Source organism: Pantoea anthophila (assembly GCF_026104315.1).
Classification (GTDB): domain Bacteria; phylum Pseudomonadota; class Gammaproteobacteria; order Enterobacterales; family Enterobacteriaceae; genus Pantoea; species Pantoea anthophila.
Genome location: NZ_CP110473.1, coordinates 2,643,050 through 2,655,658, shown reverse-complemented (window position 1 = coordinate 2,655,658; position 12,609 = coordinate 2,643,050). Strand labels below are relative to the sequence as shown.

Annotated in this window: 12 protein-coding genes and 1 pseudogene; 4 read left to right on the top strand and 9 right to left on the bottom strand. The window is 59.6% G+C overall.

Annotated elements, in window-relative coordinates; genetic code table 11:
- The first annotated feature begins 9 nt into the window (after positions 1 to 9).
- Positions 10 to 1,143, top strand: a complete 1,134-nt coding sequence (gene rlmC, locus OJ965_RS14860) for a 23S rRNA (uracil(747)-C(5))-methyltransferase RlmC (protein ID WP_265136685.1) — start codon at positions 10 to 12, stop codon at positions 1,141 to 1,143.
- A gap of 31 nt (positions 1,144 to 1,174) precedes the next feature.
- On the opposite strand, the gene OJ965_RS14855 is transcribed toward rlmC, so the two are convergent.
- From OJ965_RS14855 to OJ965_RS14830, 6 genes are all read right to left on the bottom strand, one after another.
- Entirely contained in the window at positions 1,175 to 1,906 is a 732-nt protein-coding gene (locus OJ965_RS14855) for an arginine ABC transporter substrate-binding protein (protein ID WP_140028283.1), read from the bottom strand.
- Between the two features lie 115 nt (positions 1,907 to 2,021).
- The gene (gene artM / locus OJ965_RS14850) at positions 2,022 to 2,690 is read right to left on the bottom strand and encodes an arginine ABC transporter permease ArtM (RefSeq protein WP_009091164.1); all 669 of its coding nucleotides are present in this window, start codon (positions 2,688 to 2,690) and stop codon (positions 2,022 to 2,024) included.
- Positions 2,690 to 3,406 carry an arginine ABC transporter permease ArtQ gene (gene artQ / locus OJ965_RS14845; RefSeq protein WP_009091162.1) on the bottom strand — a complete coding sequence of 239 codons (717 nt, stop codon included), beginning with the start codon at positions 3,404 to 3,406 and terminating at the stop codon, positions 2,690 to 2,692. The genes artM and artQ overlap by 1 nt, the downstream gene beginning before the upstream one ends.
- A 6-nt stretch (positions 3,407 to 3,412) precedes the next feature.
- Positions 3,413 to 4,144, bottom strand: coding sequence for an arginine ABC transporter substrate-binding protein (gene artJ / locus OJ965_RS14840; protein WP_009091160.1), 732 nt, complete (start codon positions 4,142 to 4,144; stop codon positions 3,413 to 3,415).
- Between the two features lie 15 nt (positions 4,145 to 4,159).
- Entirely contained in the window at positions 4,160 to 4,888 is a 729-nt protein-coding gene (gene artP, locus OJ965_RS14835) for an arginine ABC transporter ATP-binding protein ArtP (protein ID WP_265136679.1), read from the bottom strand.
- Between the two features lie 207 nt (positions 4,889 to 5,095).
- Positions 5,096 to 5,635 carry a lipoprotein gene (locus tag OJ965_RS14830; protein ID WP_140924458.1) on the bottom strand — a complete coding sequence of 180 codons (540 nt, stop codon included), beginning with the start codon at positions 5,633 to 5,635 and terminating at the stop codon, positions 5,096 to 5,098.
- A gap of 105 nt (positions 5,636 to 5,740) precedes the next feature.
- On the opposite strand from OJ965_RS14830, the gene OJ965_RS14825 reads away from it, so the two are divergent.
- Together OJ965_RS14825 and OJ965_RS14820 are read left to right on the top strand one after the other, a co-directional pair.
- Positions 5,741 to 6,061 (top strand): heavy metal-binding domain-containing protein, encoded by a 321-nt coding sequence (locus OJ965_RS14825; RefSeq protein WP_009091154.1) that lies wholly within the window; start codon positions 5,741 to 5,743, stop codon positions 6,059 to 6,061.
- The gene (locus OJ965_RS14820) at positions 6,058 to 6,882 is read left to right on the top strand and encodes an N-acetylmuramoyl-L-alanine amidase (protein ID WP_046101509.1); all 825 of its coding nucleotides are present in this window, start codon (positions 6,058 to 6,060) and stop codon (positions 6,880 to 6,882) included. Before OJ965_RS14825 ends, OJ965_RS14820 begins: the two co-directional genes overlap by 4 nt.
- Positions 6,883 to 6,885: 3 nt before the next feature.
- Here the strand turns inward: OJ965_RS14820 and ltaE are convergent, their stop codons facing one another.
- The 3 genes from ltaE to OJ965_RS14805 all read right to left on the bottom strand — a co-directional run bounded on the left by ltaE (position 6,886) and on the right by OJ965_RS14805 (position 10,798).
- Positions 6,886 to 7,887: a low-specificity L-threonine aldolase gene (gene ltaE / locus OJ965_RS14815; protein WP_265136672.1), complete on the bottom strand. Its 1,002-nt coding sequence runs from the start codon at positions 7,885 to 7,887 to the stop codon at positions 6,886 to 6,888.
- Between the two features lie 71 nt (positions 7,888 to 7,958).
- Complete coding sequence (poxB, locus tag OJ965_RS14810) at positions 7,959 to 9,680, bottom strand: ubiquinone-dependent pyruvate dehydrogenase (protein ID WP_265136670.1); 1,722 nt, start codon at positions 9,678 to 9,680, stop codon at positions 7,959 to 7,961.
- A gap of 218 nt (positions 9,681 to 9,898) precedes the next feature.
- A complete protein-coding gene (locus OJ965_RS14805) occupies positions 9,899 to 10,798 on the bottom strand; it encodes a LysO family transporter (protein ID WP_140028285.1) in 900 nt (299 codons plus the stop codon).
- Between the two features lie 132 nt (positions 10,799 to 10,930).
- Between OJ965_RS14805 and OJ965_RS14800 the strand changes: the two are divergent.
- Positions 10,931 to 12,567 (top strand): annotated as a pseudogene (locus OJ965_RS14800) (DUF2813 domain-containing protein).
- Positions 12,568 to 12,609: the final 42 nt, after the last annotated feature.

Genomic DNA, 12,609 nt, shown 5'->3' with positions numbered 1-12,609 from the left:
GGCTTTACCATGCACTGCGCGCTTTATGACGCCAACCGTTGCCGCTCCTGTCAGTGGCTCGACAAAACCTATTCCACTCAGCTCAGCGACAAACAGTCACTGCTGGAACAGCTGCTGGCTGAACAGCCGGTCGCGGCCTGGTTGCCGCCGGTGGTATCACCGCAGCAGGCGTTCCGTAATAAAGCGAAAATGGTCGTCAGCGGCAGCGTTGAGCGTCCGGTGCTGGGGCTGTTGTCCCGGGAGGGGGAGGCGGTCGATCTGTGTGCGTGCCCGCTCTATCCGGACCGTTTTCAGCCCGTCTTTGCCGCACTGAAACCTTTTATCGCGCGTGCCGGGCTGACGCCCTATAACGTGGCGCGCAAGCGTGGAGAACTGAAGTTCCTGCTGATTACCGAAAGTCAGCAGGGCGGTATGATGCTGCGCTTTGTCCTGCGATCGACGGCGAAGCTGGAACAGCTGCGCGCGGCGTTGCCGTGGCTGCAACAGCAGCTGCCACAGTTGACGGTCATCTCTGCCAACATTCAGCCGGTACATATGGCGATTCTGGAGGGCGATGAGGAGATAGCGCTGACGCCGGATCAGTCGCTGGCGGAGAACTTTAATGGCGTGCCGCTCTGGATCCGTCCGCAGAGTTTCTTTCAGACCAACCCGCAGGTTGCCAGCACGCTTTATGCCACTGCCCGCGACTGGGTCCGCGCACTGCCGGTCAACAGCATGTGGGATCTCTTCTGCGGCGTGGGCGGTTTCGGTCTGCACTGTGCGACACCGGCGATGCAGCTGACCGGGATTGAGATCAGCGCCGAGGCGATTGCCTGCGCTCAGCGCTCCGCCGCAATGCTGGGGCTGGAGAAGGTGCAGTTTGCGGCGCTGGATTCGACGGCGTTTGCCACCGGGCGGGACGCGGTGCCGCAGCTGGTGCTGGTCAATCCGCCCCGTCGCGGGATTGGCGAGGCGCTGTGTGACTATCTGAGCCAGATGGCACCCGATTATCTGCTCTACTCAAGCTGTAATCCGCAGACCATGGCGCAGGATATCGCCCGACTGAGCGCGTATGAGATCACGAAGGTGCAGCTCTTCGATATGTTTCCTCATACCGCCCATTTTGAGGTGCTGACGCTGTTAACCCGCCGCCAGCAGCCGTAGATCGCGGAGGCGGGCGCTGCGATCGGGAGGCTTACTCCGGGAACCACTTCTGATTGAGCTGCTGCCAGCTGCCGTTGGCTTTCAGCGCGGCGAGCGCCTGGTTAAACTCATCGCGCAGCGCCGTATTGCCCTTACGCACGGCAATGCCAAGGCCGGTGCCAAAGTAGTCCGTGTCGGTCACATGCTCACCGACCGTAGCCAGCTCCGGATTGCTCTTCAGCCACTGATTCACCACCGCGCTGTCGCCAAATACCCCATCCAGCCGGCCACTCTTCATGTCGAGAATCGCATTCTGGTAGCTGTCATAGGCCACCACTTTCACTTCCGGATGTTTTTCCTGCAGGTACTTCTGGTGCGTGGTGCCGTTTTCCACGCCGATGCGCTTGCCTTTCAGGTCGCTGAATTGACTGAACTGGCCTTTACGGGCGATCACGATCGCTGAGTTCGCATAGTAAGGCTGGGTAAAATCGACCTGTTTGCTGCGCTCTGCGGTGATATCCATGCCGGAGATGACCGCGTCATAGCGGCGGAACTTCAGGGAAGGGATCAGGCTGTCGAAGGCGTTATTGGTAAACGTACACTCCGCTTTCATCTGCTGACAGAGCGCTTTAGCCAGATCGATATCAAAACCGACCAGGTTATTTTCCCCGTCGAGAGATTCAAACGGCGGATAGGTGGCGGAAGCGGCGAAGCGAATTTTTTCCGCTGCCTGAGCGGTAATCGCCAGTGACGCCAGCGCCGCGGCAATAATCCATTTTTTCATTGTAAAAATCCTGTGTTGTGGTCAGCCAGAGAAGGCGATACCCTGCCACAGATTGAATTATTATGCAATTATTGTGATTTTCCAGGCGGGAAGGGCGAGCGAGCTCGCCCGGGGATCAGTTGCGCCTTTCAAAGGCCAGCGCACGCCTTTCGATCAGTCGCATCATCAGCGTCAGCAGACCGTTCACGCAGAGATAAATCAGGCCGGCTGCGGCATAGACGGTGACGTCATAGGTCCGGCCATAGAGCAGCTGACCGTGGCCCATCACTTCCATCAGGGTGATGGTGTAGGCCAGTGAGGTGCCCTTGAAGACCAGCACCACCTCATTGGAGTAGGAGGAGAGGGCGCGTTTAAATGCATAAGGCAGAAGAATACGCAGGGTATCTTTTCGGCGCATGCCAAGCGCCGCACACGACTGCCACTGCCCGGCAGGGATCGCTCGCACGGCACCGTAGAAGAGCTGGGTGGTATAGGCTGCGCTGTTCAGCGACAGGGCCAGCATCGCGCAGAGCCAGGGCTGTGAGAGTAAATGCCACAGCCAGGGGATCTGCTGAAGCGAGGGAAACTGTCCCGGCCCGTAGTAGATCAGGAAGATCTGCACCAGCAGCGGGGTGCCGGTAAACAGCGTAATAAATCCTTTTACCAGCGGCGAAAACAGCGGGGTTTTCAGTGACAGCACCACGGTGAAGAGCAGCGCAAGCAGCAGGGCCAGGATCAGCGAGGCCGCGGTGAGCGTCAGACTGGTGTGCAGCCCTTTCAGGAGTTCAGGCAGGTAGGCCAGCATTAGCTGTTCCCCCGTTCAAAGCGGGTAGTGCGCAGTTCGATGCGGCGCAGTACCGCCTGGCTGAACAGCGTAATCACTAAATAGATTGCCGCCGCCACAAGGAACCAGGTAAAGGGCTCCTGGGTGCGGGTAGCGATACTTTTGGTCTGCAGCATCAGATCGTTAACGCTGATCAGCGAAACCAGGGCGGTATCTTTCAGCAGAACCAGCCACTGATTCCCCAGACCGGGCAGGGCGTGACGCCACATCTGCGGCATAATCAGCCGCAAAAAAATGGCCGATTTTTTCATGCCCAGCGCCTGGCCCGACTCCCACTGGCCGACCGGAACCGCTTTCAGCGCGCCGCGCAGCGTTTGTGAGGCGTAGGCGGCATAGAGCATCGCCAGCGCAATCACGCCACACAGGAACGGACTGACATCGAAGTTCTCAATCTGCATCTGCACCGGCAGCTGAAACAGGCCGAAGTTAAGCGTGAAGCCGTCGGACAGGGTCAGGAGCAGCTGAGAGGCACCGAAATAGATAAACAGCACCACCAGAATTTCCGGCAGGCCGCGAATCAGGGTCACCAGGCCGGTGCCGATCCACGCCAGCGGTCTGAGGCGCAGTGACTCCCAGCCAGCAAACAGCATCGCCAGCACGAGGCCAGCGATGAGAGCACAAACGGCAAGGCCGACGGTCATACCGGCGGCGCTTGCAAGGGTCATCATTTCATTCATCAGAGATTACTGCTGGAACCATTTGCTGTAGATGGTTTTGTACGTCCCGTCAGCTTTGATCTTATCCAGTGCGCCGTTGAATTTGCTCTGCAGCTCGGTGTTACCGGTGCGCACCGCGATGCCCAGGCCGGTACCAAAGTAGGCTTTGTCCGTTACTTTGTCACCGACAGCCGCCAGCGCAGGGTTCTGCTTCAGCCATTCGTTGACCACGGCGGTATCACCGAACACGGCATCAATACGGCCATTTTTCAGATCCAGAACGGCATTCTGATAGCTGTCGTAAGGCACAGTGGTAATTTCGCTGTGTTTTTCCGTCAGGTACTTCTGATGGGTGGTGCCGTTCTGAACGCCTACGCGCTTGCCTTTCAGCGCCTCAACGCTGGCCACTTTGCCTTTCTGGGCAACAAACAGCGCTGAGTTGTCATAGTAAGGCTTGGTGAACAGGACCTGCTTTTCACGCTCCGGAGTAATATCCATGCCGGCCATCACCGCATCAAAGCGGCGGAACTTCAGGCTTGGGATCAGGCTGTCGAACGCCTGATTGGTAAAGGTGCAGGTTGCGTCGATCTCTTTACAGAGCGCATTGGCCAGATCGACATCAAAGCCCTGAATCTTATTGTCCGCATCCACAAACTCAAACGGAGGATAGGAGGCTTCGGTAGCAAAACGAATCGTCTGCGCCGCCGTAGCGGTCAGGCTAAAACCAGCGAGCAGTGCAGCAAGTACCATTTTTTTCATTTTTAGCATCCTGACTTAGTGCGAAAGATAGTGAGCAAACGCCTCGGTTTGCGGCTGTGTAAAGCGGCTGGCATCGCCCTGTTCCACAATATGACCGTTCTCCATGTAAACCACGCGGCTGGAGGTTTTACGTGCCACTTCCACTTCATGGGTCACGATCACCTGAGTGATACGGGTCTGCGCCAGTTCGCGAATAATTGAGACAATCTGTGCGGTAATTTCGGGATCCAGCGCGGCGGTTGGCTCATCGAACAGCAGTACCTGCGGCTCCATCATCAGCGCACGGGCAATCGCCACGCGCTGCTGCTGACCGCCGGAAAGGTGGAGCGGAAAGCGGTCGCTGTAAGGAGTCAGACGCAGCCGGTCAAGCAGCCGGTCGGCGCGGGCGCGGGCATCGCTCTTGCTGAGCCCCAGCACCCGGCAGGGCGCTTCCATCAGATTCTGCAGCACGGTGAGATGCGGCCAGAGATTATATTGCTGAAAGACCATACCCACGTTCTGACGCAGCTCCCGAATCGCGGCATCGGAAGGCTTCTGACTGAAGTCGAACTGATTACCGGCAATCTGCAACTGACCTGAACGCGGCTGCTCCAGCAGGTTGAGGACCCGCAGCAGGGAACTCTTGCCCGCGCCGCTGGGGCCCAGCAGCACCAGGGTCTCGCCCTGAGGGCACTCAAGGTTGATGTCGAACAGCGCCTGATGAGCACCGTAGAAGCAGTTTATTGCGTTTAGTTGAATACTCATGCGCCAGATTTGAATAGCTATTAGTGCCGCGGATTTTAACGTCACCAGAATAGTTATGCAATTCAGGCGGGTTAAAATTTGTAAAACAGGGGGTAAACAGCAAAAGCTTAGCACAAAATCATGCCCTCTCCGGGGGGGGCTGGCCAGGATGCAGAGATAAAAAAAGCGCGGCAGTGGGATGGGCCGCGCTTCTCATGACTGTCTGATCTATTTTCGCGTTTTTTCCAGCATCTGGCTCAGGCTGCCACCGTCGGCATGCGCAGGATTTCCCATGTAGCGCACGTCATCCACCACCCAGCAGCTGCCCTGATGGATCATCAGCACTTCATCCTGCCACTGACGGTTGTCACGGCTCAGGTCAACCCGCAACGGTATGTTGCGCGCATCGCGGTTCGGAATCGTTGAGGCATCGGCCACGCTGGCGGCTGTCGGACCCTGCGAGAGGCTGGAGAAGATATCGCCATTGCGCCACTGCGCACCGGCGTTGCTGCCGCTGGCCGCCTGTAACGAACGATAAAGCGCGTCGCTCAGGTAGGGACGGTATTTCGCCAGCGTGTTGCTGTCGGGCAGTCCCGGCACCGGCTGTTCGATCCGCAGGTCATAAAACTGCTGAGCGACCTGGTCAGGACCGCCCTCAATGCAGGGCGCGGTTCGCGGCCCATTATCCTTAATCACGGGCTCCACGGTGGTACAGGCGCTGAGCAACAGGGCAGCCGGGATCATCAGCGCAAACGCATTGTTTCTCATCTCGATTTCCTTATGGTTCTCTGGCAAGGTGCCTTTTTAGCATAGAGTATAGCCATGCTTTTTAGTCGATAGAGCCTTAGTCCGGTTTTCAACAAGGAGAATGCGATGAAATTTTCAACTACCCCAACTCTGGAAGGTCACAGCATCAGCGACTATTGCGGCGTAGTCACCGGTGAAGCGATTCTGGGTGCCAACATCTTCCGTGATTTTTTTGCCGGGATCCGCGACGTGGTCGGTGGCCGTTCCGGTGCTTATGAGAAAGAGCTGCGCAAGGCGCGCGAGATCGCTTTTGACGAGCTGGAAGCGCAGGCGAAAGCGCTGGGCGCCAACGCTGTGGTCGGCATCGACATTGATTACGAAACGGTGGGCAAAGAGAGCAGCATGCTGATGGTCAGCGTCACCGGCACGGCGGTGATCCTGCGTTGAGACGCCTGCTGTTGCTGCTGACGGCGCTGCTGCTGGCCGGCTGCCAGACCGGCATAGAATCCCGCGACGGCTACTGGGCCGACCTGCGGCATCCGGCACAGGGTGCGCGCCCACGGGTGAAGGTGATCGTGATCCACTACACCGCCGAAGACTTTTCGTCGTCGCTGGCAACGCTGACGGATCGGGAGGTCAGCGCGCACTATCTGATCCCCCGTCAGCCGCCACAGCGCGCCGGGAAAGGGATCATCTGGCAGCTGGTGCCGGAGCAGCAGCTGGCCTGGCACGCCGGGCCCAGCTTCTGGCGCGGGGCCACCCGTATCAATGACACCTCAATTGGTATTGAACTGGTGAACCGGGGCTATCGTCGCACGCCGACCGGTCTCGAATGGCAGCCCTTTACGGTTGCACAGATGACGGCGCTGGAGGCGCTGCTGCGGGATATTGCCCGGCGTTACGCGATCCCACCGGAAAATATCGTTGGCCACAGTGATATCGCGCCGCAGCGCAAGCAGGATCCGGGACCGTGCTTTCCCTGGCAACAGCTGGCGCAGCGCGGACTCGGTGCCTGGCCGGATAGCCGTCGGGTGCAGTTCTGGCTGGCTGGCAAGGCGCCGCACGCGGCGGTGCCCGCAGATCAGGTTCTGACCCTGTTAAGCCGCTACGGCTATCCGGTGAGTGACGGGATGAGCGCGCGTGAGCAGCAAAAGGTGATTGCCGCCTTCCAGATGCATTTCCGGCCCGCAGATTATCGTGGGCTGCCCGATGCTGAGACGGCTGCGATAGCCGCCGCGCTGCTGGAACGCTATGGCGCGGCGCAGTAGCCGTTACTGCTGCAGAAACGCCTTCCAGTGTGCGACCACCTGTTCCAGCGCGGCACGATCCGTATCCAGATGGGTGACCAGACGGGTGCGGGTGCCCGCGCTGATTAATACCCCACGCGCTTTCATCCAGTCGCCCAGCGGCCTGACCTGCGCCTCCGGCACGGCAACAAACAGCATGTTCGTCTGCTGCTCAATGACGTTGACACCCAGCTCATGCAACTGCTCACCCAGCCAGGCCGCATTGTCATGATCCTCCTGCAGCCGCGCCACGTTATGTTCTAACGCATAAAGGCCAGCTGCCGCCAGAATGCCCGCCTGACGCATGCCGCCGCCGGTCATTTTCCGCCAGCGACATGCGCGCTCAATCAGCGCCGTGTCGCCGCACAGCAGGGACCCCACCGGTGTCCCCAGACCTTTTGAGAGACAGATAGTGAGACTGTCGCAGTAGCGGGCAATCGCCGCCAGCGTGGTCTGCTGCGCCACCACCGCATTAAAGATCCGTGCGCCATCAATGTGCAGCGCCAGCTGATGCGCGCGGGTAAAGGTCCAGGCCTGTTCCAGATAAGCCAGCGGCAGCACTTTGCCGTGATGGGTGTTCTCCAGACTCAGCAGACGGGTGCGGGCAAAGTGAATATCATCCGGCTTGATAGCGGCCGCCACCACATCGAGCGGCAGAGTACCGTCCTCGCTGGCCAGCACCGGCTGGGGCTGAATACTGCCCAGCACCGCCGCGCCACCCGCCTCATATTTGTAGTTGTGCGCCTGCTGACCCACGATATATTCATCGCCACGTTCACAGTGGCTCAGCAGCGCCACCAGGTTTGCCTGGGTACCGGTCGGAAAAAAGAGCGCGGCGGCTTTGCCACTGAGTCGTGCCGCCTCCGCCTCCAGCACATTCACGGTCGGATCGTCACGGTAGACATCATCACCGGTTTCGGCAGACATCATCGCGTTCAGCATGGCGGCGCTGGGCCGGGTCACGGTATCACTGCGTAAATCGATCACCTTATGCTCCTGAACGTAGCGGAAGACAAAAAAAAGGCGGGCATCGCGCCCGCCTGGATGGAACCCCTGTTTTACCGCAGCCAGTTGGTTTTCGCCAGTTCTACCACTTCATCCCCGCGACCGTTCATAATGGCGCGCAGCATGTAGAGGCTGAAGCCTTTGGCCTGCTCCAGTTTGATCTGCGGCGGCATCGCCAGCTCCTCTTTGGCGGTGATGACATCGACCAGCACCGGCCCGTCATGAGCAAATGCCTGCTCCAGCGCGCCGTTGAGTTCTGACGCTTTCTCCACCCGGATCCCTTTGATGCCGCAGGCCTGAGCGATGGCGGCAAAGTCGGGATTGTCCAGTTCGGTGCCGTCGGTCAGGTAGCCGCCCGCTTTCATCTCCATCGCCACAAAGCCCAGCACGCTGTTGTTGAAAATCACCAGTTTCACCGGCATTTTCAGCTGCGCCAGCGAGATAAAATCGCCCATCAGCATGCTGAATCCGCCGTCACCACACAGGGCCACCACCTGACGATTCCGATCGATGGACTGCGCGCCCAGCGCCTGCGGCATGGCGTTTGCCATTGAGCCGTGGTTAAACGATCCCAGCAGGCGACGTCTGCCGTTCATCTTCAGGTAGCGCGCCGCCCAGACGGTAGGCGTGCCGACGTCACAGGTGAAAATCGCATCCTCGCTGGCGTAGTGGCTGATCTGCTGCGCCAGATATTGCGGATGGATAGGCTGTTTGTCATTGGGCTGTGCCAGCTCATCCAGACTTTTCCTCGCCTCACGATAGTGCTTAACGGCGCTGTCGAGATGGGTACGATCGTTTTTGTGCGTCAGCTGCGGCAGCAACGCCTGCAGGGTGGTTTTCACGTCACCGACATAGGCCTCATCAACGTGGCAATGCGATCCCAGGCTGCCGGGATTGATATCGATCTGGATGATGCGCGCCTTTTCCGGATAGAAAGCGCGATAGGGGAACTGGGTACCCAGCAGCACCAGCGTCCCGGCGTTCATCATGGCGTGGAAACCCGATGAGAAGCCAATCAGGCCGGTCATCCCGACATCATAAGGGTTATCATATTCCAGGTGTTCTTTGCCGCGCAGCGCATGCACGATAGGGGCTTTCAGCGCTTTGGCCAGCGCGACCACTTCCTGGTGTGCTCCGGCACAGCCACTGCCGCACAGCAGCGTAATGTCGCTGGCGTCGTTCAGCGTACTGGCCAGCTGAGCCAGTTCGGCAGGCTGTGGCAGAACCTGCGGCAGCTGCGGTGGATACCACTCGGTGCGGGCGCTCTCCGGCGCTGGCTGCAACGCGATATCGCCGGGTAAGACCACCACCGAAACTCCCCGGTTCAGGATCGCTTTACGCATCGCGATGCCCAGCACCTGCGGTAACTGCTCCGGATTGGAGACCAGCTCGCAGTAGTGGCTGCATTCGCGGAACAACTCCTGCGGATGGGTTTCCTGAAAATAGCCGCTGCCGATTTCGCTGGAGGGGATGTGCGCGGCAATCGCCAGCACCGGCACGCGGTTGCGGTGGCAATCGAACAGACCGTTGATGAGATGTAAATTGCCCGGCCCGCAGGAGCCGGCGCAGACCGCCAGTTCGCCGCTGATGTGCGCTTCTGCGCCCGCCGCAAACGCCGCCACCTCTTCATGGCGCGTCGGCATCCATTCGATGGTGCCCATGCGATTAAGGCTGTCACTCAGGCCGTTCAGGGAGTCCCCGGTGACGCCCCAGATGCGTTTTACGCCCGCGCTTTCCAGCGTTTTGGCGACCAGCGCCGCCACGGTTTGTTTCATGCTCTTCTCCTTTGTCGGCTCGCCCTGATGTATGACGTGACCAGAACTGAAAAAAGAAGCGTAGACGACACGGCAGAAAAGCAGGCGTGAAAAAATGCGCTGGCAGCGCCGGGGGCGTGCAGAGGACGGGCCACTTTTCATCTCTGACCCTGTTCCCTGCGCGTTGCGCTTATTTATCGCGGCCAGGTAAATGGTGACCTGCGCATTTCAGACAGGGATCAGGCAGAGAAAAGGGCGATCAGAATCGGGGCCAGCAGGCTCATCACAAAGCCGTGTACGATGGCCGCCGGGACAATCTCATTGCCGCCCGCCCGCTGCAGCACCGGCAGGGTAAAGTCCATCGAGGTGGCGCCGCACAGGCCCAGCGCGCTCGAGCGATGGCGGCCAATCAGCGCCGGTATCAGCATGATCGCCACCAGTTCACGGACCAGGTCGTTGAAGAAGGCGGCACTGCCGATGACCGGGCCAAAGGCTTCGGTCATCAGGATCCCGGAGAGGGAGTACCAGCCAAAGCCGCTGGCCAACGCCAGACCGGTTTTCAGCGGCACGCCAAGCAGCAGCGCGGCGATCACGCCGCCAGCCAGCGCGCTGACCAGCACCACGCTGGCGACCAGCAGGCCGCGGCGGTTCAGGATAATCTGGCGCAGCGTCATCCCACTGCCGCGCAGCTGAATACCGACCAGGAACAGCAGAAAGATCAGGGCATATTCGCTGGCCGTCGAAGCATGATGCAGCAGCGGCCACTGCGTCAGGCCGAGCAGAAAACCGATCACCACCACGCCGCAGAGCTTCAGCGAGTCCAGCGCCATATGCAGCCGCGACGGCAGCTTCTCCTGGCGATGCGCATGCTGCCAGGGGGCATATTTTTCCAGTCCGCGCAGTGCCAGCAGGTTACAGATCAGGATGCAGAATGCAGCCACCAGCGCGGTGTGAAACACCGCCAGCAGGTTGCTGCTGAGGTTGTCGAGAAAGGCCAGACTGATGCCCATAAAAAACAGAATGACGTAAACCATCCAGCCCAGGAGCTGGTTGACCCGGCGCAGGGTTGCGGTCTGTCGGAAGGGTAACAGCCAGCCCGCCACCAGCGGCAGCAGAATAATCAGAAGTCCGGAGTACATAACAGCAGGTTCCATCCCTGGGAAAAGAGGCGACAAGCTAACGAAAAAGGGTGACAGAGTAAACCCCGAAAACGCGGCTTGACCGGCTGGCTTACGGCAACCATTCTTCTTATAAACTGAGGATGGACGCCTGTGATTCTGGAACATATTGATATTCGGGGTTTCCGCGGCATCAATAAGCTTTCACTGCCTTTGACCCGGACCAACCTGTTGATTGGTGAGAACGCCTGGGGCAAATCCAGCCTGCTGGATGCCCTGAGCCTGTTGCTGTCGCCGCATCAACCGGCGCACATTTTTACGCCCGCCGATTTTCACTTTACCCCGGGCGAGGCGGATGATCCGATGCGCCGTCTGTCGGTTCTGTTTCACTTTCGCGACGATGAGCACGAAGCCGATGAGCTGTTCGCTCCCTTCTGGCAGCGTGACGCTCAGGGACAGCGCAGACTCTTTTACCGCGTCAGCGCCATCTGGCGGGATAGCGGTATTGAAACCCAGCGCCGTTTTACAGACGCTGACGGTCAGCTGTTGCCTGAGCCTGGCTGTGCCGGGGCCATCGATCGATTGCTGAAACGTCATCCGGTTCTGCGACTTCGCGATGCGCGTTTCAGCAAGCGGACCCGGGGGAGTGCGCCGCTGGATTCTGCGCATACCCCGTTGCTGGCGGGGATGGAGTCGCTGGCGCGCGATCTGGCGCGCCATCCACAGCAGCTCAGCGATGAGGCGCTGCGGCAGGGACTAAAGACCATGCAGCAGCTGATGCAGCACTACTTTCAGGTGCAGACGCCGGAAACCGGTCAGGCGGCGCGGCCGCGGGATGGGCAGACGCGCGACGGCGGGCAGGGCTGGCGGGCGCTGGATCACCTCAACCAGCTGATTGCCGGAACGGACTCCCGCAGCCGCCAGCTGATCCTGCTGCAGATCTTTACCCTGCTGATCGCGGCGCGGGGCGATCTGCCTCTTGCCGCGATGCCCGGCCGCTGCTGCTGATTGAAGACCCGGAAACCCGGCTGCACCCGATTATGCTCTCGGTAGCGTGGAACCTGCTGAGGCTGCTGCCGCTGCAGAAAATTGCCACCACCAATTCCGCTGAACTGCTGTCGCAGGTGCCGGTGGAAAATGTCTGCCGTCTGGTGCGTGAATCGTCGCGCGTAGCGGCCTGGCGCATCGGTCCGGAAGGACTGAGTGCCGAAGAGAGTCGGCGTATCGGCTTTCATATCCGTGTCAACCGTCCTGCGGCGCTGTTCGCCCGCTGCTGGCTGCTGGTGGAGGGGGAGACCGAAGTCTGGATCATGAATGAGCTGGCGCAGCAGTGTGGCTACAACTTTGCGGCTGAAGGGATCAAAGTGATTGAGTTTGCGCAGTCCGGCCTCAAGCCCCTGCTGAAGTTTGCCCGGCGTATGGGCATCGCCTGGCATGTGCTGACCGATGGCGATCAGGCGGGGCATAAGTATGCCGCCACGGCGCGCAGTCAGCTGCAGCCGGGTGACGCGGAGCCGCGTTTTCTGACGCAGCTACCGGCGCTGGATATGGAAAATTTTCTTTATCAGCACGGCTTCCAGGAGGTTTATCATCAGATGGCGCACCTGCCGTTAAACGTTCCGATGAGTTCCAGGCGTATTATTACCAAAGCGATTCACCGCAGTTCCAAACCTGAGCTGGCGATTGCGGTAGCCTCATCGGCGGCAGAGCGCGGGCCAGAGGCGATTCCGCCACTGATGCGGCAGATGTTTGCCCGGGTTATCCGGCTGGCACAGGGGCAGGCAGACTGAATGCCCTAAATGAAAATGCCAGCGGCACGGGCTGGCATTTGG